The 20,906-nt window shown below is 38.0% G+C and carries 14 protein-coding genes and 1 pseudogene; all 15 read left to right on the top strand.

Annotation, left to right across the window (positions count from 1 at the left end):
* Window position 1 precedes the first annotated feature (1 nt).
* The 15 genes and pseudogenes from G3O08_RS13375 (at window position 2) to pta (ending at window position 20,898) form a co-directional block, all read left to right on the top strand.
* Window positions 2–1,018, top strand: a complete 1,017-nt coding sequence (locus tag G3O08_RS13375) for a CBASS cGAMP-activated phospholipase (protein WP_163285889.1) — start codon at window positions 2–4, stop codon at window positions 1,016–1,018.
* Between the two features lies 1 nt (window position 1,019).
* Window positions 1,020–2,036: a CBASS cGAMP synthase gene (locus G3O08_RS13380; protein WP_163285890.1), complete on the top strand. Its 1,017-nt coding sequence runs from the start codon at window positions 1,020–1,022 to the stop codon at window positions 2,034–2,036.
* Window positions 2,033–2,461 carry a hypothetical protein gene (locus G3O08_RS13385; protein ID WP_163285891.1) on the top strand — a complete coding sequence of 143 codons (429 nt, stop codon included), beginning with the start codon at window positions 2,033–2,035 and terminating at the stop codon, window positions 2,459–2,461. The genes G3O08_RS13380 and G3O08_RS13385 overlap by 4 nt, the downstream gene beginning before the upstream one ends.
* Window positions 2,462–3,325, top strand: a complete 864-nt coding sequence (locus G3O08_RS13390) for a cyclic GMP-AMP synthase DncV-like nucleotidyltransferase (RefSeq protein WP_163285892.1) — start codon at window positions 2,462–2,464, stop codon at window positions 3,323–3,325. It begins immediately after the preceding gene.
* Window positions 3,289–4,098, top strand: coding sequence for a GGDEF domain-containing protein (locus tag G3O08_RS13395; RefSeq protein ID WP_239541222.1), 810 nt, complete (start codon window positions 3,289–3,291; stop codon window positions 4,096–4,098). Before G3O08_RS13390 ends, G3O08_RS13395 begins: the two co-directional genes overlap by 37 nt.
* A gap of 65 nt (window positions 4,099–4,163) precedes the next feature.
* Window positions 4,164–5,243: a Fic family protein gene (locus G3O08_RS13400; protein WP_163285893.1), complete on the top strand. Its 1,080-nt coding sequence runs from the start codon at window positions 4,164–4,166 to the stop codon at window positions 5,241–5,243.
* Between the two features lie 221 nt (window positions 5,244–5,464).
* On the top strand, window positions 5,465–8,692 hold the full coding sequence (locus G3O08_RS13405; protein WP_163285894.1) for a type I restriction endonuclease subunit R: 3,228 nt from the start codon (window positions 5,465–5,467) through the stop codon (window positions 8,690–8,692).
* Window positions 8,689–9,387 carry a M48 family metallopeptidase gene (locus G3O08_RS13410; protein ID WP_317164074.1) on the top strand — a complete coding sequence of 233 codons (699 nt, stop codon included), beginning with the start codon at window positions 8,689–8,691 and terminating at the stop codon, window positions 9,385–9,387. The genes G3O08_RS13405 and G3O08_RS13410 overlap by 4 nt, the downstream gene beginning before the upstream one ends.
* A 171-nt stretch (window positions 9,388–9,558) precedes the next feature.
* Complete coding sequence (locus tag G3O08_RS13415; protein WP_163285895.1) at window positions 9,559–13,941, top strand: AAA domain-containing protein; 4,383 nt, start codon at window positions 9,559–9,561, stop codon at window positions 13,939–13,941.
* A 209-nt stretch (window positions 13,942–14,150) separates the two neighbouring features.
* Window positions 14,151–14,915, top strand: coding sequence for an HNH endonuclease (locus tag G3O08_RS13420; protein WP_163285896.1), 765 nt, complete (start codon window positions 14,151–14,153; stop codon window positions 14,913–14,915).
* Between the two features lie 168 nt (window positions 14,916–15,083).
* A complete protein-coding gene (locus G3O08_RS13425) occupies window positions 15,084–16,121 on the top strand; it encodes a hypothetical protein (protein ID WP_163285897.1) in 1,038 nt (345 codons plus the stop codon).
* 72 nt (window positions 16,122–16,193) lie between these two features.
* Window positions 16,194–17,081 carry an energy transducer TonB gene (locus G3O08_RS13430; protein WP_163285898.1) on the top strand — a complete coding sequence of 296 codons (888 nt, stop codon included), beginning with the start codon at window positions 16,194–16,196 and terminating at the stop codon, window positions 17,079–17,081.
* A gap of 111 nt (window positions 17,082–17,192) precedes the next feature.
* Complete coding sequence (locus G3O08_RS20915) at window positions 17,193–17,444, top strand: hypothetical protein (protein WP_204336879.1); 252 nt, start codon at window positions 17,193–17,195, stop codon at window positions 17,442–17,444.
* 123 nt (window positions 17,445–17,567) lie between these two features.
* A pseudogene (locus G3O08_RS13440) lies at window positions 17,568–18,565 on the top strand (virulence RhuM family protein).
* A 224-nt stretch (window positions 18,566–18,789) separates the two neighbouring features.
* The gene (gene pta, locus G3O08_RS13445; protein WP_163285899.1) at window positions 18,790–20,898 is read left to right on the top strand and encodes a phosphate acetyltransferase; all 2,109 of its coding nucleotides are present in this window, start codon (window positions 18,790–18,792) and stop codon (window positions 20,896–20,898) included.
* Window positions 20,899–20,906 lie beyond the last annotated feature (8 nt).

Genomic DNA, 20,906 nt, shown 5'->3' on the forward strand with positions numbered 1-20,906 from the left:
TATGTCGGAAAATAAACCGTTTAAAATATTATCAATTGATGGGGGCGGTATAAAAGGGCTGTACAGTGCTACCGTACTCTCGCGACTCGAAGAAAAGGCAGGAAGAAGGGCAGGAGAATGCTTCGATATGATTTGTGGAACATCTACTGGAGGTATAATAGCCTTGGGAGTTGCATCAGGTGAAAAGGCTACAGACTTAGCTAAATTATATTCTGAACATGGGAAAAGTATCTTTCCCACAAGTAACTATCGTTTCTTTAGATATTTTCAATCTAAAATACAAGCTTTAAAACAAACTCTGTTTTGGGGAAAGTATTCGGCAAAGCAGTTAAAAAAACAACTAACCAATACATTTAAGGAAAAGAAATTAGGTGAGCTTGACAATTTAGTATGTATTCCAAGCTTTAACTTAACTTCTGGATTGCCACGCGTCTTCAAGTTCCCGCATAAAGAAGGTGGATTCTTTATGGACAAGGAAATTCCATTAGTTGACGCTGCTTTAGCAACCTCTGCTGCTCCTACATATCTACCCATACATGAGTATAACGACACAATGTTTGTAGACGGGGGTGTCTGGGCAAATAACCCTTCATTGTGCGGTTTGTTAGAAGCTTTAAAATTTTTTGTTGGTGATGAAGGCAAAAATTATACCCACGTTGAGCTTTTGTCTATTGCCAGTATATCTCAGGCCAGCGGATGGGCGGCTAAATCAAGAAAGAGAAGGTCTTTTATTGGATGGAAATCAAAGCTCATGCAAACATCCATGGATGGGCAAGCTTATTTCACCCATTTCTTTATTCAAAATGCGATAAAAAAAATTGACCCAAGGGCAAAATATGTGCGTATCGAATCTCCAAAACTCTCCTGTGAGCAAATGGAAGTTTTAGAAATGGACAGAGCTGATAAAAGGGCATTAGCGACACTTAAATCATTGGGTAATCAGGATGGATATACAAATGCAAATATTGAAAGTGTAATGAATTTCTTTAAAACAGATAAAACCTATAAAACACAATAATATGTCAAACTGCCACAACCTTTTTCAAACCTTTAATCGAGAATTGAATATCAAGCCAACTAAGAAAAAGAGCTTGATGACATCTCGTGATAATCTAAGAGATGAGATTAGAGACTATTTCAAAAAAAATCATAGTGACTATATTCCTTTTTTCAGAGGGCAGGGATCGTACTCCTTAGGTACTATGATTCGCACCAAGGACGACACATGTGATCTTGATAACGGAGTGTATTTTTTCCCAAAGCCGAGTGCAACAGGAACCGCGCTTCAAGGTTGGGTATGGGATGCTGTTGAGGATGTTACATCGGTAAAGCCACAGCACAGACAGCGATGCATTAGAGTTGTTTACGTAAATGATTACCACATTGATTTACCAGTTTATTATAAGAGTAGTAAAACTGACGACAACGAAAAGCCGCATATAGCAGTCAAAAATGATGAATGGTCAAAGAGTGACCCAAAGGAGTTTAGCGATTGGTTTTACGATGTAAAAGACGCGAATGGTCAATTAGTGAGAATTGTAAGATATTTGAAGGCATGGTGTGATAACCGATCTAAAAAGATGCCAAATGGATTGACAATGACAGTTTTGGCAGCTCAGCAAATAGTATATAATGATCGAGACGATATTTGCCTTAGGGATACGCTTAAGAAAATTAGGACGAGCTTAAAAGCAGATTGGTCATGCGTGATGCCCACGACTCCTAAGGATGATTTGCTTGAGAATTTCGGCGGAAGTAAAGATTACTTTTTCGAATCTCTTCAAGCTCTTATTGAAGATGCGGATATAGCAATAGATTCAGAAAAAAACCAATTAAAGGCGAGTAAACTCTGGAAGAAACATTTGGGATCATACTATCCGGAAGGCGAGGATAAGGATGTTGATAAACAAGAATCTAAATTGTCTTTAATTGCTGCTTCGATTCTCACTGGTAAAGCTAAACTTGATGATCAAGGCATAATTCAGGAAAAGACCGGGGTCGGTCATTTGCCCCATAAAAATTTTGGAGGCCAATGAGTTTTTTTAAAAAGAAATATATCAATCCATTAGTGATTGCGCATCGGGAGATGAAATTGCTAAACGCAAATTATTCATTTCTGGAATGCAAGATTCAAAATAGTGTATTGTACTGTTATGGAAGCATTCAACCAACAGAAGAGTCTATAACATATGACTACCGGATTAGGTACATTCCTTCGATACGACCAACAGTTACAGTCACTAATCCGATAATCGTATACAATGATGATATTCATATGTACCCTGCGGATAATTCATTGTGCTTGTATCACAGCTCCGATTTAGTTTGGAATTCAACTTGCCATTTGTACAATACAATTATTCCATGGACGCATGAATGGTTTGTGTTTTATGAGTTGTATAAAATTACGGGTAGGTGGCTTCATCCATTTGTACCACACAAAAAAGAAAAGAAGAAATAAATGGGGAACGCACACAATCAATTTTTACAGTTTGAAAGGGCGATATCCCTGAGTCCTGTTAAAAAAAGAAAGCTAATAATATCTCGAAGAGCATTGGAGAAGCGTATTCGTGAATACTTTAAGGCGCATGTCAACTTTCTTACGCCAAAATTTTATATTCAAGGCTCATTCAAAATGGGGACAATGGTCATTAAAAAAAATGGTACTTATGATGTTGATGTTGGCGTTTACTTTTTGGAGAAACCTAAGATAAAGGCCTTGAGCTTGCAGGCAAATGTATCGAAGGCAGTAAATGGACACACGCGTGGTGGTGTAGGGCATCGAGAGAAGTGTATCCGTGTCATTTATCAAGGGGCCTTTGATGTTGATCTTCCTGTGTATTACAAAATACCGCAAGACAAGCATCCCTTCATAGCCACTAAGAAAGGCTGGCATCAAAGCGACCCCAAAGAATTGTGCGATTGGTTTGAAAAGAAACGGAAAGAAAAGGATACTGATGGCCAGATGCTGCGGCTGGTGAAATATTTTAAAGCTTGGGCAAATCAAAGGGAGAAAAAAATGCCAAGTGGTATAGCGTTAAGCGTATGGGTGGCGAACCATTACAGGTTTAATAAGAGAGATGATATTGCATTTTTCGAAACTGCAAAGTCTATTAAAAGCAAATTTTGGTGGGAAGTGGTTTGTAAAAATCCTGCAACACCCGGTGATGATTTCTTAGCAAAATTGGATAGAAACCAAGTAAGCAATTTTAAAAAATCCTTTTATCTCTTAGTTAGCGAGGCAGAACAAGCTATCCTGCAAGATAATCACATTAAAGCCTCATATATTTGGAGGCAGCAATTCGGAGAAAAATTCCCCACATGATAAATAATGAAAGGATGAATAGCTACTTTATTGAATCCATTAGAAAGTTCAAGAACGACATATTGTCTAAGGGTATTTATGATATAGTTAAGTGGCTTGTAATCATATTGTTTATATTTGTTTTCACCAATTTGGTTCCTGCTGTTGATAATCTTCTGTCAAGCACACACGTCATTTCTTTGTACTGGATTGTAATATTAGTAATCTCCTTCACTTTATTAACAATAATCATTGTTAGCAGTGTTTTTAGAAACAAAATAAGCAAAATTTTAAAAAAATATCATACTGATGAACTTACGGGATTAAAGAATAAACATGTAATAAAGGCATATTTAAATCAAAAGATCGATGAGTTCAGAACGAAAGATGAATCAATGTCTATTATTTTGTTGGACATTGATAACTTTAAAAAATTTAACACGGAAATGGGTCACAATTCCGCTGATCAGATTATCAGGAAAGTTGGTGAACTTCTTCGAAATGACAAAAGAGTTACCGATGAAACATTCAGATATTTTACTGGGGATGAGTTTCTCGTAGTTGCTTGTTATACAAGTTTAAGCCAAGCATTGCAAGCCGCAGATCGAAAAAGGGATCTAATTCACAAAAATCTATTCGCAGTAAATGGAAAAAAACATATAGTTACCGTGTCTTGTGGTGTTGCTGAATTCAAAAAGGATGATGATTACATATCATTCACGAATAGAGCAATAGAAGCATTGAATGAAGCAAAAAAAGTAGTTGGTAAAAACAATACGAAATCAATAGTTTAATGGGATCTCCAAGTTTCAAAGAGTATTGTTTCAGTTCGTTTTTTCTATAATGAAAAATTAAAAATATGCCATACAAAATCCCACAACTCCCTTTTGATTTCGATATAGAAACCAAAGCCATCATGAAGAAAACAGCAGTTGCGCGAAGTGCTTTGGCAGAGATGAAGGGTGCGGCGTTGAGTATTCCCAATGAAGATATTCTTATTAGTTCGCTTTCGCTGCAAGAGGCGAAGGATAGTTCGGCCATTGAGAATATTATCACCACCCACGATGAGCTTTTTAAGTCTGATTTTATGGCACAGGATTTTACAAGTCTTGCCAGTAAGGAAGTGCATAATTATGCTGCCGCCTTGCGATGGGGTTTTCAAACCGTGAAAAAATTAGGTTTCTTGAGCAACAATCATATTACCGACATACAGGCCGTTTTAGAAGAAACGAAGGCTGGATTTCGGAAAGTGCCGGGGACGGATTTGAAAAATGAGCAAACTGGAGAAGTAGTTTACACCCCACCTCAAACGTATGATGAAGTAGTGGCGCACATGGTAAATCTGGAGAGCTTTATAAATAACGACGATTTAACGGATTGGGATCCATTGGTAAAGATGGCAGTTCTCCATCATCAGTTTGAAAGTATTCACCCTTTTTATGACGGCAATGGGCGTACGGGTAGGATAATAAATATTCTTTATCTGGTAAAAGAAGGCTTGTTGAACTTGCCTATCCTTTATTTAAGCCGGTATATCAATCGGAATAAAGCTGACTATTACCGTTTGCTTCAAAAAGTGCGTACTGAAAATGCCTGGGAAGAATGGATTTTGTTTATCCTCGACGGTGTAGAGGAAACCGCATTGCAAACCATTAAAATCATTGAAGGAATTAAAAACTTGATGAAAAGCCACAAGGAAAGAATCCGAACAGAGCTACCTAAAATATACAGTCAGGATCTCCTTAACAACCTATTCCGACATCCATACACCAAGATTGATTTTGTTATGCAAGATACCGGCGTGAGCAGAAAAACGGCTGCCAAGTATCTGGACGAACTGGATAAACTCGGAATCGTATTCAAGCAAAAGATTTGGAAGGACAATTATTATATCAACACAGATTTATTTAACCTTTTGCAGCATGTCAACAAATTATAGTCAGGTGCATAAATGGATAAAACCTACCCACGAGGACTCTCTCATGGGTAAATTATTCCGTTTTTTACCTATGACAAACCTGTCGTGTGTAAAAAGTGCGCAAAAACTGCGCATGAACAACCTAACATGTATAGAAAAGCACCGGAATCTATACATGCCAAGCGTGATATGTATAGAGAATGCCACTTTTCTATACATGAAATAAAGAAATTAAAGAATGTATGGACACACCCAGTTTTAAAGAAGACCACATAAGCCAAATACCGGCATTGCAAATGTTGCAAAAATTGGGGTATCAATATCTCACACCCGATGAGGCTTTGCAGATGCGCGGTGGAAAAACGACCCAGGTTATTTTGGAAGATGTTTTACGTAAGCAGCTCACGGAAATCAACAGCATAAAAGTAAGCGCAAAGAAAACCAGCTTCTTTTCGAATGATAATATTGATCGTGGCATTATGGTCTTGAAAGAGATTTTGATGAATGATGGCTATATAAATGCTTGCGAAACGGCGTATAATCTACTCACCTTGGGCAAGGCGTTGGAGCAAAGTATTGATGGTGACAAAAAGAGTTTCAACTTGCGCTACATTGACTGGGAAAACATGGGAAACAATGTATTTCATGTTACCGAAGAATACAGCGTAATGCGCAGCACCAGCAAAGACCATTACCGACCTGATTTGGTTTTGTTTATTAATGGTATTCCAATTACAATAATAGAATGCAAACGCCCAGATATGAAAGAGCCGCTAAAACAGGCTATCAGTCAGCATTTGCGCAACCAGCAGGAAGATGGCATCCGGGGATTATATATTTATTCGCAACTTACTTTGAGCATTGCAACCCAAGAAGCGGCTTATGCTACCAATGCCACACCAGAAAAGTTTTGGTCGAAGTGGAAAGAAAAGTTTGAATCGAAGCAGGACGAAGAGCAATACAAGGAGACGCTCCATGAGTTAAAGAATAGTCCCTTAACTACCGATCAGAAATCAAAACTGTTTTCAGATCGCTTCCGCTATGTTAAGTCCTATTTTAATGCATTAGAAACCGAGGATATTCTAACAACGGTTCAAGACGAATACCTTTTTGGTTTATGTCGTCCCGAGCGTCTCATGGATATCATGCATAACTTCATTCTGTTTGATAATGGGGATAAGAAAATAGCCAGATACCAGCAGTATTTTGCCGTTAAGAAATCAATGAAACGCATTCAGCATATAGAAGGAGGCAGGCGCAAGGGCGGAGTGATTTGGCATACGCAGGGAAGTGGGAAATCTCTCACAATGGTTATGCTTGCTCAAGCCATTGCGATGGATAAGAATATTCGCAATCCTAAAATTATTCTTGTAACAGATAGAACAGATTTGGATCGCCAAATTACCGGCACGTTTCGTAAATGCGGGATGTTTGTTGAGAATGCTTCTACCGGGCAACGTTTGGTTGAGCTGCTTGAAAGCAAAAGCGATGCGGTGGTTACTACCGTTATCAACAAATTCGTAGCTGCGGTTAAAAAGATTAAAAAACCGCTTCAGAGTCACGATATATTTGTGTTGGTAGATGAGGGGCACAGATCTCAAGCCGGTACCTTTAATATTGAAATGCAAAAGACATTACCCAACGCTTGTTTTATTGCACTCACAGGTACACCGCTTTTCAAAAAGGATAAGAGTACTGCAGCAAAGTTTGGAGGTATTATTGATGATTATACGGTAGATCAGGCGGTAAAAGACAAAGCCGTGGTTCCCTTGTTGTATGAAGGCAGGTTGGCAAAGCAAACAGTTAATGCCAGTCCTTTAGATACTTTTTTTGAAATGGTTTCGGAGCCATTAACAGTTTACCAAAAAGCAGATTTCAAGAAAAAATTTAGCCGCGCTGATCAGCTCAATAGTGCAGAGCAAAAGATTTATGCCATTGCCTGGAATATCAGTTTACATTTTAGAGATAACTGGCAAGGCAAAACTCCATTTAAAGCACAACTTGTATGCGATAAGAAAGTGAATGCAATTCGCTACAAGCAGTTTCTGGACGAGATTGGTATTGTATCAAGCGAGGTGTTGATTTCATCTATTGATGACCGTGAAGGTGAGGACAGTGCTTATGAGAAATCATCAGAAAAGGAAAATCGCTTTTGGAAGCGAATGATGGATGAACATGGGAACCAGAAATTATACGAGAAAAACATAATCAGTCGATTTAAAAACCAAAAGGATCCTGAGATAATCATCGTTGTAGATAAGCTCCTTACGGGCTTTGATGAACCTAAAAACACTGTTCTATACCTAACAAGAAATCTTCGAAATCATAAGCTACTGCAAGCTATTGCTCGGGTTAACAGGATATATCCTGACAAGGAATTTGGCTATATCGTAGATTACTATGGAGTTATTGAAAACTTGGATGATGCTCTCTTGATGTATTCATCTTTTGAAGATTTTGATGAGGAAGATTTGGAAGGTACGCTGACCAACATTGCTGAAGAAATCAAGAAGCTTCCGCAAAAGCATTCTGAACTATGGGATATTTTCAAAACCGTGGCAAACAAGCGAGACGCTGAGGCATATCAGGTTTTGCTTAAAGATGAAGCGATACGTGCAGTGTTCTATGATAAATTGGCTGCATTTGCCAAAGGATTGAAGTTGGCACTTTCATCAATGTTGTTTCACAAAGAAACAGAGGAAAAGGTCATCGATCGATACAAGGAAGACTTGGCGATGTTTATGAAATTAAGAATGTCAGTAGTTGAGCGGTACTCTGATGCTGTAGATTACAAGCAATATGAAGGGCAAATTCAAAAGCTGATCGATACGCACGTCACCAGTGAGAAAGTGGAAGTGATTACTGAGCTGGTAAATATTTTTGATAAAGATAAGTTTCAGGAGGAAGTTGAGAATACAACCGGCAAAGCTGCCAAGGCGGATAAGATTGCCAGCAGAACCGCTAAACACATCTCTGAAAAGATGGATGAAGATCCTGCTTTTTATAAAAAATTCTCGCAGATGCTAAAGGATGCAATTTCCGAATACGAGACGAAGCGGATAAATGAAGCTCAGTATTTACGTAAAGTCCAAGATATTATGGAAAATGTGCTGGCCAGAACCGACAGTGATATTCCTGAAGCTTTGAAAGATAGAGATGTGGCCAAGGCATTCTATGGGTTGACTCTTGAGGCGCTAACGGATAAGATAGAAAATATAAACTTGAGCACCGAAATTGCTTTGCATTCTGCGCTTGAAATTGATGATCTAATAATAAATGCTGTACTTGATAAAGGCAAAGCAATTGTTGACTGGCAGCAAAAATCCAGCATTACCGGAAAACTGCAAATTGAGATTGGAGATTATCTCATTGATGAAGTTAGAGACAAATATCACATTTCATTAAGTTTTGGTGAAATGGATGAGATTGCAAATAATTGTATTGAGGTTGCTAAATTAAGATACAAGTGATATCAGCTAATATTCAATTCGGATCTAAACAGATTGAGTTTAGGGTAGAATACACCGATCGAAAGACGCTTGGAATTACCGTTACACCTGAAATGGATGTGCTGGTTAAGGCCCCGAATGATAGTACGATGCCCAAAATAAAAGAAAAGCTCCAAAAGAAAGCAGCTTGGATTTTAAAGCAGCAAAGCTTCTTTCTGACATTTCATCCGAAGGCAACTGATCGTAAATATATCTCGGGAGAAACGCATTTGTATTTGGGCAGGCAGTACATTCTTAAAGTAGATGAAAGTGATCAGGAATCAATAAAGCTTAAAGGAAAATTTATTGAAGTAAAAGCGCGTAATAAATCAAGAGTTAAAGACTTGATTAAGAGCTGGTATTTGGAACGCGCCAGGTCTAAATTTCATTCGACCGCCCAGCCTCTAATTGAAAAATTCAAGAAATATAATGTTGAGCCGAGCTCAATTGTATTAAGAGAAATGGCAACTCGTTGGGGTAGTTGTACTCCAAAGGGAAAAATTATATTAAATCCTGAATTGATTAAAGCTCCTAAAGGATGTATCGAATATGTGATTATCCATGAGTTATGTCATTTAATTCACCGCGACCATACTCAAAGGTTTATCGATTTGCAAACAAAAGAGATGAAGGACTGGGAGAAGTGGAAGGGGAAATTGGAGAGGTTGTTGGCTTGAAAGGGTTAACGCTATGTGCAATTACTCTATAAAAATCGTAAATTTCGCGCTAAAGCCAAAGATAGAGTGAACAGCATTTAGGATTTCTTGAAAGTTTTAAATATTACTCATGTAGCAATACCATAAACTCACAAGGGATCCAGTTTTTAATGGTTTTGGCAAATAAAAGATATGGAGATAACCGAAAAGCTATTAATTGAGTTACAAAACCGGCTCAAAATTGGTAACCGAAGAGGTGTTCACTTAAATGCCATTCCGGGTCGTTCAAGATATAAATTTGATCTAACACGACTTTCTCATATTGACGAGAATCTCCCGAAGAATTTCATTAATTCTTTGCTGACTGAATTACCTTTAAAGTTTAAAATAAGTTGGAAAGACAATGTTCCTGATTTGAATTCGCTGTTTGAAGAAGATCAAACTCAATTAGTGAAAATCACAAAATCCTTTGAGAATCTAATCAATCAGACTGATGCGATTGAATCAGAAAAGGGATTAAATACGTTTGGTTTTGGTTTTCCAATATTAATACGCAGAGATGAATCAGATAATAAACTAACAGTTGCTCCAATCTTAATCTGGTCTTTAAGAATTAAACGAACAAGGGAATTTAACACTTGGGAAATTCAACGAAGTGAAGATGATCCGATATATATCAATGAGGTTTTAATCAATCATTTACATAATGATTCGAAAATTGGGATTGAACAAATCTCGAGCGAACATTTGGATGATGGATTAATTGACAGGGATGAACTCTTGGATATTTGTGTAAATATTATTGAATCAATAAATAGCACTTCGCCGAGCGACCTACGAGAAACCTTTGCCCAAAAATTAAATAAGATCAAGCCAATAGCTGATAAAAATCATTATGAAAAGCTACCATTAACTTCAAATAATTCATTCATAGATTTCGGAGGGCTATTTTCCATTTTCGAAGTGCAGAAACAAAATATTATTCACGATTATGGAAATCTACTTGAGCTTCAAGGGGCAACAATTAACCTTGAGGATATGGACGAACATTCTTTTCAACCTATTTCATCGGTGGAAACTGACCCATCTCAACAAGGCATTTTACATTCTTTAAAAACCTCGAGGAATATTCTTATTCAGGGGCCTCCCGGAACAGGCAAAAGCCAGTCTTTAACGGCTATTTTGGTTAACGCTCTTGAGAATCATAGGAAGACCATAGTAGTTTGCGAGAAGCGTACCGCTTTGGAAGTTTTATTCAATGCATTGAATGAGAAGGGGCTTGGTGATCAATCCATTTTAATCAAGGATATTGTAAAAGATAGGAGACAAGCGGTTAATTCAGTCAGAGAAAGAGTTGATAATTTTTCCTATCGCAGATCCGGATATGCTTATTCTAAAGAGACGCTCGATAATATAATTGAGAAATCGAAAACTCTCATTGATGCAATAAACAGGAGGCACCAAAAGTTGGATGAGAAGCTTATTGGGAATAAAAATTGGACAGATATTGTAGGTTCCTTACTTCTTGAGTTAAAAGATAATTCTGAAGATTATAATTTGGATTTAAGTAGGGAGAGCTTTTCTTATCAATCGGCTGAACTTAATGGTTTACTTGAAATGATTAGACAGGGTCAAAATTTGTATAACGATTATAAGCCATTTCAGGAACTATCGTTTTTAGAGCCTTCAAATTTAATAGGTGACAATCCTTTTATTATTGAACGTAAAATTGAGGAAGATTTTTCGTTTTATAAAAATGAACTTGAGAGTATTAGGAAGCTAAGCGAAAGCTACGAGCAAGAATTTTATTGTATTCGAATTGAACAGCTAAATAAGCAGGTGTCTGAAATTGATAAAATATCTGGTCTCTTATTTGAAATATTTTCAAAATATGAATCATCTGATGATTTTTATGATGAAGAAAAAACGAGTAGTCTTTTCTTCAAAGCGGTATCCATCTTTTCAAGGAAAAGAAAATTAGCAATTCAAGACCAATTGCAGGTAAATAGTTTGTTTGCCAAATATTTAGAACAATCTAATTCCTGTAAAGACTTAGTACAGATTTCATATGTAGATACCATCAGTAATAAGAAATTAAGTCTTTTAGACCATCAGAAAGTTCTTAAGGACATAAAGAATAACTTTCAGGCTAAAATTTCAAATGAATTTAGCGAGTTAAATGTGCTTAGGGTTGATAGGAAACAATTTGAAACCGACACATTAATTTTTATTATAAAAATGGTTCATGGCTTATTACGCCGCATAGTTGAAGATGATTGGAGTTGTCCAGATCTTAGAGGTGATGATCTGAATTATTATATTGAAAGTATTCAAGAGATTATCAACCAAAAAGAAAGATTCTTTGGAAACGAAAACGACCTCTTTTCGATTGAGTTCAAATGGTTTCAGTATTATAATAGCATTTCGTCTGAAAATAAATTGATTATCGATCAATTAGTTGAAAAATTGGATTGGAGAAAAACATTTTTGCTATTCTATTTAAATTCAATGCTCGTGAATTCAGCTAATATGGATTTGCCCACAAGTGATAATGACCACTTAGAATTGGGTAAGTCTTTATCAGAACTTGAAAAAGAACAAATAAGATACATAAGGGGCCATTGGTTTTCGGAACAAATTGATGCCACACGGGAGTTTTATCTCGATAATCCGAATTTGGCTGTTGAGAATCTCTATAATAAGCGGGCAAGTACAAACCATAAAAGGCTTTCGTTACGAGAAATTGTGAAGATGGATTTGGATTTATTCACTACTTTCTTTCCTGTTATTCTTACAACACCGGATGTTGCAAGTAATCTTTTCAAAGGACAAAATCAATATTTCGATATTGTAATGTTTGATGAGGCAAGTCAATTGAAGTTAGAAGATAATTTGCCAGCGCTATTAAAGGGGAAACAAATAGTAATAGCCGGAGACGAACATCAAATGCCGCCTTCCAATTATTTTAGCAAAATCTTTGATGGTACTATAGATGATGAAGATGAATTCGAAGATGAGGTAGATAGAATTCGAAACGATTTAAGCACTTCTTTACTGGACTGTGAGTCACTTCTTGATTTTGCGTCTGAACTTGGTTTTGAAAAAAAGCATTTAGATTTCCATTATCGTTCGCGACATCCTTACCTGATAGACTATTCAAATTACGCCTTTTATAATCAACGGTTAAAGCCTTTGCCCAATAGCTTTGAATATGTTCCAATAAAATATATTCCTGTTAATGGAACCTATACAAACACTTCGAATGATTCTGAAGCAGAAACGGTTCTTTCAATTCTTGAGAACAATATTGCAAGATTTTCGGATGGAAATTACCCAACAGTTGGGGTTGCCACATTCAACATAAATCAACGAAACTTAATTTTAGGAAAAATAAATGATAGAAGAAAGTTAGAACATTATAAAGACTTTAATGATAAAATCGTTGAGCTGGAAGAGAATGGATTCTTTATAAAGAATTTGGAGAATATTCAAGGCGATGAAAGAGACGTTATTATTCTTTCTACAACATACGGGATTAATAACGAAGGTAAGTTCGCGCAGCGGTTCGGTTCAATTAATCACCAAAAAGGGTATAAATTATTAAACGTAATAATTACCAGAGCAAAATACAAAATATATGTTTGCTCATCTATTCCGCAAGAGGTGTTTCTAAACTACAAAGAACACTTAATTACAGAGGGTTCTAATAATAGGAGAGGTGCTTTCTATGCCTATTTAGCCTATGCCAAAGCAGTAAGTGACCAAGATAATGAGACCAGAATTTCGGTATTGAACGCACTTGCCGAAAACTCAACTAATAAGACGGCTATTGACAATTTCAATGCTGATCTGGAATCACCATTTGAAGAAGAAGTTTATGAAGCGCTAAAAGAGCATTTTGATCAAGACAAAATAATACCACAGCTTCAATTTGCTGGTTTTAGAATTGATTTAGTTTATGACACAAAACGAATTGGTTTACCCAGAATTGCCATAGAATGTGATGGAGCTGCATACCACTCCAGTCAAGAAGCTTATTTACATGACCGACATCGCCAAAAGATTCTTGAAGGACATGGTTTTGTCTTTCATAGAATTTGGAGTACAAATTGGTGGAGAAATCCGAAACGAGAAACCCGTAAACTAGTTGAATTCATTCAAAGCATTGAACATAGCCAGCCATCGCTTTTTGAGGATAATCATAGAACTGGTTTTGCTTTTACTGATGATATAGTCATAAAGGAGAATGACCAAGCCAGGATTGTTACTGATGCCATGGAAAATCTTGAATTCCGAATAAATTCAAAACGTGGAAATGAAACAACTCAAACTGAATTATTCAAAGAAATCATAGGTTTAAATAGTAAAGTAAAAGTCAAATACTTGAATGATAACAAAATATTGAAAGTTCAGTTAGTTGACCAAACAGTTTCAACATTAGAGAAAGTAAGCGGGATTCAAAAAATCAATATAAAATCTTCAATGGGAGTTGCATTAATTGGAAAATCAGTAGGTGATATTGTGAAAGTTGGAGCTTTGGATACTTATGTGGGAATATTGGAGATATTAGAGTAAATCACAGATAAAATTATCATGTCACCAATTTTCGCTTCGTTGCATTCACAGTGTTCTAATAATTAGGCTTTTCCATCGCTTGTCTATTTCATTTCAATAACAATCATCATATGCGTGGGCACTTACCTCTCCTTAATGATGATTAGCTTAAAATGAGTTGCTTCCTTGAACTTTGCCGTCTTACTTGAATTCCTATCTTTCACCACCACATGAGAAACCCTAAATGGCATCGGGATGAAATAATTCTTGCTTTGGATCTATATTTTCAATTAGAACCTGGGCAGATCAATCATTCCAATCCGCGTATTATTGAGGTATCCAAAAATCTAAATCGATTGCCGATTCACGATACCCGTCCGGATGAAGTGAAGTTCAGGAATCCCAATGGGGTGAGTCTTAAGCTCAGTAATTTTTTAGCAATAGATCCATATTATCATGGGAAAGGCATGCAGAGCTTTAGCAAACTTGACAAGAAAGTCTTTGATGAATTTATCACAGACAAAGCACGTCTTCATCGATTAGCTGAACAAATACGATTGGCCACTCAAGATGATGATCGCAATTTCGCCCTTTATGAGATTCCTCAAGCCGAAGAATTTGACCCAATAGAAGTTTGGGAGGGTCAGGTGATTTATAAATTGCATAAACTTCGCGAACGCAATTCTAAGATTAATCAACGAAAGAAAGACACGTTTTATAACCAATTTGGAAAACTCGAATGTGAAGCCTGTACTTTTGATTTTGAGAAATTCTATTTGGAGCTTGGAAAGGGATACATTGAATGTCACCACCGTATTCCTCTGGCCGATTTAGAGGCAGAAAAGAAAACAAGTCTTGATGATTTGGCACTTGTATGCAGCAATTGTCACCGGATGCTTCACAGAGAAATCAGCACGCTATCGGTAGAAGAGTTGAAATGGCGAAACAATGGAAGTAAGTCTTTGTACTTTAATTTTGAGAGAATGCGTTTTTAATAGAAAATCGAAAAGGGCAAGAATGCTGTCAAAACCTCCACAGCCTCCAGTTGCACCTGCTAACTTTCCTATCTTGTAAAAAAAAATACCCAGAGCTTGCCAATATCTGATTAACACACCCGAAAAAATCCGTTAACCTTTGTATTTTAGCCATGCCTAATTACTGCTATGTCAAAGATATATTTTACCATCTTGTTTTTTGCCTTTACGGGATTTGCTTTTGCACAAACAGATACCACTTCATCTCCCCCTGAGCCCTTAGGCGGAATAGAGCGATTAGCGCTGCGGTATTACGACATTGAATTTACACCCGAGCAGCGACAATTACTGAAAGGTGTGGATGTGGAAATGATATATTTTGTGAGTGATTCAGGTGTAGCGCGGCTTGAATCGGTAAACGGAATTCTGAATCGAGCCATCAGGGACAGTCTTTTTTCGCGGACCGATGACCTGCCGCGCTTTAAGCCGCAGATGACCCGGGGTATTGCAAAGCAGTCACTTTACTTTATGCAGATGCAATTTCCGGAATATATCATCCGGCCACAAGACCCTTTGTACAATTCACCGATGTACTTACAAAAACTCGAAATGGATGATTTCGAATTTATTGAATTGTCTGAAGCCAGGTTAGATATGGTCATCGGTGGCATGGTAAATACCTTTATTGGTAGTCCTGCAGATTATCTCAACACGGGTGGCGGAATGAAGTTGCTGCTTGCGGCGACGGGTGAAAACAAGATGTTTTATGGAATGAATATGAATTTTTATGGCAATAAACGAAAGGCACAATACGACGTGAAGAGCACCCTCGAGCAGTATGAGAATCCTGGCACATTATTTATTGGAATTACCGCGGGTAGATGGTTCAATCCGTTTTCGTTGCAGGTAGATTTGAATTATGCTATCCAGAATATTACAGAACGCAAGGAAGACGATGATTCGGAATGGATTCAATTCCGCGGATTCAGTCCGGGTCTGATAGCTCATTATCCGCTGCAACTTGGCAAAGATAAATTATCAGTCAACGCACTCTATGGTCGCCCTAGCTTTGTAGCCCATTACCTAAGCTTTAGTTTTGGTATGCGTTACATGTTTATGAACCACTCTGCTGCAAGCGGCCTCATGGCTGAGGTGGGAGTTAGTTATCGCCTGACCACGAAAATGGTTGAGTCGTATAAAATTAAAGATTCATTTTATGAGCGGTGATGTTCGTGATAAAGGTTCAGTCTTTATTTTTTAAACGAAGAGTTGTTTATCTTGTTCCATCAAACTACTCCCATGATAAAACATACCATTTCCATATTCCTCTTTTTTCTCCTATCAGCAAGCGCCATCGCCCAAGACACCACCATCACCTGGATTAATCAGATTGAAAAGCCGGTTGGGCGCGAGTTAGCAGCTTATGAAAGGTATTCCTGGCAAGAAAATGATAGCATCTGGCAAGTGCGGGATTATTTTCCGGAAGGAGATTTGCAAATGAGTGGAACCTGCGCTGACGCAGATTTGAGCGTGAAGCATGGGGAATATCGTTATTTTGCAGAAAATGGCACATTGACGACAGAAGGCCGCTATGATCAGAATGTTCGGGAAGGCTTTTGGAATAATTGGTACGACAATGGAAACCTGATGGAGCATGGAAAGTTCCTGAGTGACGACACAGACCTGGAGCGCGACAGTATTTGGAACAGTCTCATGGAAATGAAAGAGATTGCCCGATTTTATATGCGGGAAAGTTTAAAAGACAGTACCTGGGAATATTTCCATGAGAATGGAGTGAGAAGTGGCCTGGAAGAATATGAATCCGGAATTTTAATAGAAGGCCAATATTGGAATGCAGATGGCTCGGAAGTCGCATCGGATGCGATTGTCAACAGGTTTCCTGAATACCCAGGAGGTTTGGAGAAAATGATGCGTTACTTAACGAGAAATATGGAATATCCTAAAGCAGCCAAGAGAAACGGGATTGGAGGGACTGTTTATATCAGTTTTGAGGTTGATAAAGAAGGTAACGCTAAGAATTTTGCTGTGGCTAAGTCTGTCTCACCCGATCTCGACGCTGAAGCACTACGTGTATTGCAGTCGATGCCGCGTTGGACTCCGGGGATGGCTCAAAATCGCCTGGTAAATGTTCAATATACGATGCCGATCAAATTTACTTTGAGGTAGGCGATTAGTTTACTGCAATAAGTGAGTGATGAGGTGGAATCAAAATAAGGCAAATTAGATGTTGTTTTAGATGAAGAAACTGTTTGGCTGATTCAGGTACAACTGGGGCAATTGTTCGGAAAAGACAAACGCCCCATTTCAGAGCATATCAGAAATATGTTTAAAGAGGGAGAACTGAAAGAAAATATGGTTGTCCGGAAATTCCGGACAACCACTCAACATGGTGCTATTCCAGAGAAAACGCAGGAACATGTTAAGAACTTTTTTATAGAAAAAGAACTTGAAGCAGATCGAATTAGTTGGAACTTCCGAACAGTTCAAACCGAAGGTTCAAGTACGGTTGAAAGAGAAATAGAGCACTAAGCAAGAATTCAATCCTTTTCATCGGCAAGCCAACTTTGTCAACCCTTCTTTGTATTTTTGAAGAGAGAATTAACGCGGCCTACTTTTGTCAAAAAAATCAGAGCAAAACAATAATTTACAACCATGAATACCAGCGACATTCTTATCTACCAAAACCAAGACGGCAACATCAAAATAGATGTTCGCTTAGATGAAGAAACTGTTTGGTTGACTCAAGCACAGCTTTGTGAGCTATTTCAAAAATCGAAAGCCACTGTTAGCGAGCACATTAAAAATGTGTTTGAAGAAGGTGAATTAAAAGAAAGTTCAGTTGTTCGGGAATTCCGAACAACTGCCGCTGATGGCAAAAATTATGCTACCAATCACTATAACTTAGATGTGGTGATTTCAGTAGGCTATAGAGTAAAATCCCAACAAGGAACGCAATTTCGTATTTGGGCTACCCAACGACTAAAAGAATACATTGTCAAAGGTTTTGCGCTGAATGATGACCGTTTTAAGTCGGGTAGTTCGATGAACTATTTTAATGAACTGCAAGGCCGTATTCGCGAAATACGCCTATCTGAAAAGTTCTTTTACCAGAAAATAAAAGAGATTTATACCACCAGTATTGACTACGACCCAACGAATGAAAAAACGATTGCATTTTTTAAAATAGTACAAAACAAATTGCTTTGGGCAATTAGCCAACAAACCGCAGCAGAATTAGTGTATAGGCGTGCAGATGCGCAACTACCTTTAATGGGAATGCTCTCTTATGATAAAAAGCAGGCAGCTTCTATCAAAAAAGCTGAGGTGAGCATTACTAAAAATTATTTAGGCGAAGATGAGATGAAACTATTGGGTTTATTGGTAGAGCAATATCTCGCATTTGCCGAGCCATGGCACAGCAAAAGACTCCAATGTATATGAGAGATTGGGCTGATAGGCTAGATGCTATTTTACAACTCAATGGAAGAGAATTGCTAACCCACGCAGGTAAAGTATCTCATAAAATGGCTTTGGAAAAATCGGGAACAGAATATGAAACATTTAAGGAGCAGCTAAAATCAACTGAAAAAGAAGAAAGCCTAAAAGAGCTGGAAGAGGATATTGAAAATTTGAAAAAGCTTCAAAAGTGAAGTTTGCCGGAATCTCATTCCCTCTCAAAGCGTCCCAAGAATCCTCAAAATCTCTACCCCAACCTTCTTGCCTTACTCCCGCCAAATCCTTTTACTTCCATGATTTCTTCCGGAATAGTGGGTTAATTAGGAAGGAATAATTAAGAACAGTCACTTGCGAATTCTTAATTCACCATTCGTAATTCCTAATTGGCAAAACCATAACTTCGCCCCAAATACCTGCTATGACAGATAAAGAAACCAACAAAGCCATTTACATCGCCACGACTGAGCCGAATAGCGGTAAGTCTATTATCTCTTTGGGGTTAATGCAATCGCTATTGGGAAAGGCGGCACGAGTTGGCTATTTCAGACCGATTGTTGATGACTTTAAGCCCGGAAAAATCGATAACCATATCAATACCGTCTCAACTTATTTCAACCTGGACTTGAAGTTTGAGGATGCTTATGTTTTCACCCGGAGCGAGGTGATTCGAAAGAAGAATGAGAACAAAGACGATGAGATAATCGGTAAGATTATTGAAAAGTATAAGGCACTTGAAGAGCGGTTTGATTTTATTTTGGTAGAAGGCACCAGTTTTACCGGCGAAGGTTCCATTATAGAATTTGATATTAATGTATTGATCGCCAAAAATCTGGGTGTTCCGGCAATAATTTTAGCCAGTGGTATTGGCAAAACATTGGAAGAACTTGTGGGCAACTTACAAATGGCTTTTGATACTTTTAAAGACAAAGGTGTTGAGGTTTTGTCTGTGATCGCGAATAAGGTACAGCCCGAAAATCTGGAGCTTGTGGTTTCTGAATTGGAAAAATACTTGCCTTCAGAAGTCATTGTAAGCGCTATTCCATTGAATCCTGTTTTGGCGAATCCGTCCGTTAAAGAAATTGTGGAAATTCTAAATGCCGAAGTCCTTTTCGGAGCGGAATTTATCAATAATCAAGTGGGTAATTTTAGTGTGGGCGCCATGCAACTGCACAATTATCTGCTTTTTCTGAAAGAAAATGATTTGGTAATTACGCCGGGCGACAGAGCCGATTTAATTGTGGGAGTGTTGCAGGCAAATATGTCAGACAACTATCCAACTATATCAGGCATTGTGCTTACAGCGGGTCTACGCCCTGAAAATTCAATTATCAAACTCATTGAAGGGCTTCCAAATATTGTTCCGATCATTTCGGCAAAAGAAGGAACATTTACGGTAACGAATAGTATTGGAGCCATAAAATCACAGATCTACGCTGAGAACACAGAAAAGATAACTACTTCTATTCAGGATTTTGAAAAGTATGTAAAAGTGGATGCTCTGGTGGAAAGACTTATTACATTTAAATCAAATGGAATTACGCCCAGGATGTTTCAGTACAATCTATTGAAGAAAGCCAGAGCGCACAAAAAGCATATTGTTTTGCCGGAAGGACTGGATGAGCGCATTTTAAGAGCCACAAAACATTTGGTTGATCTGGATGTAGTGAAAATCACATTGCTTGGCGACAGAAAACAAATAGAAGAGAAAGTAATCATGCTTGATATTGGGCTGGATATCAACACGGTTAACATTATAAACCCTATTGAATCTGTCCAGTTTGAAGCGTATTCAAAAAACCTCTATGAGCTTCGGAAACACAAGGATGTGAATCTTGCGATGGCTAAGGATTTGATGGAAGATGTTTCTTATTTCGGCACCATGATGGTAAATAATGGGGATGCTGATGGGATGGTTTCGGGTGCCATACATACTACCCAGCATACGATTCGGCCTGCCCTGCAAGTTATTAAGACTAAGCCGGATACGTCGATTGTCTCTTCGGTGTTTTTTATGCTTTTGGAAGATCGCGTTACGGTATATGGAGATTGTGCGATCAATCCCAGTCCCACAGCCGAGCAATTGGCAGAAATTGCGATTTCGTCTGCAGCCACCAGTTTGGCTTTTGGGATTAGTCCTAAAATCGCTATGCTATCCTATTCTTCTGGTACTTCGGGTGTGGGAGAGGAGGTAGAAAAGGTGAGAAAGGCAACAGCAATCGTAAAGCAGAAAAGACCCGATCTAAAAGTGGAAGGGCCAATCCAATACGATGCAGCGGTTGATATAACAGTCGGTAAATTAAAGCTTCCCGATTCAGAGGTTGCCGGTCAAGCCAATGTCTTTATTTTCCCGGATTTGAACACAGGGAATAACACTTACAAAGCAGTGCAAAGAGAGACCAAGGCAATGGCGATTGGACCTGTCATTCAAGGCTTGAACAAACCGGTTAACGATTTAAGCCGTGGCTGTACCATCGACGATATTTTTAACACAGTGATCATTACTGCTATTCAGGCGCAGGGCATTTAAATTACAAT

This window comes from Cryomorpha ignava (assembly GCF_010686655.1).
GTDB lineage: Bacteria > Bacteroidota > Bacteroidia > Flavobacteriales_D > Cryomorphaceae > Cryomorpha > Cryomorpha ignava.

Coding starts and splice junctions, on each gene's coding strand:
- G3O08_RS13375 (WP_163285889.1), top strand. CDS start 2: ATGTCGGAAAATAAACCGTTTAAAATATTATCAATTGATGGGGGCGGT.
- G3O08_RS13380 (WP_163285890.1), top strand. CDS start 1,020: ATGTCAAACTGCCACAACCTTTTTCAAACCTTTAATCGAGAATTGAAT.
- G3O08_RS13385 (WP_163285891.1), top strand. CDS start 2,033: ATGAGTTTTTTTAAAAAGAAATATATCAATCCATTAGTGATTGCGCAT.
- G3O08_RS13390 (WP_163285892.1), top strand. CDS start 2,462: ATGGGGAACGCACACAATCAATTTTTACAGTTTGAAAGGGCGATATCC.
- G3O08_RS13400 (WP_163285893.1), top strand. CDS start 4,164: ATGCCATACAAAATCCCACAACTCCCTTTTGATTTCGATATAGAAACC.
- G3O08_RS13405 (WP_163285894.1), top strand. CDS start 5,465: ATGGACACACCCAGTTTTAAAGAAGACCACATAAGCCAAATACCGGCA.
- G3O08_RS13415 (WP_163285895.1), top strand. CDS start 9,559: ATGGAGATAACCGAAAAGCTATTAATTGAGTTACAAAACCGGCTCAAA.
- G3O08_RS13420 (WP_163285896.1), top strand. CDS start 14,151: ATGAGAAACCCTAAATGGCATCGGGATGAAATAATTCTTGCTTTGGAT.
- G3O08_RS13425 (WP_163285897.1), top strand. CDS start 15,084: ATGTCAAAGATATATTTTACCATCTTGTTTTTTGCCTTTACGGGATTT.
- G3O08_RS13430 (WP_163285898.1), top strand. CDS start 16,194: ATGATAAAACATACCATTTCCATATTCCTCTTTTTTCTCCTATCAGCA.
- pta (WP_163285899.1), top strand. CDS start 18,790: ATGACAGATAAAGAAACCAACAAAGCCATTTACATCGCCACGACTGAG.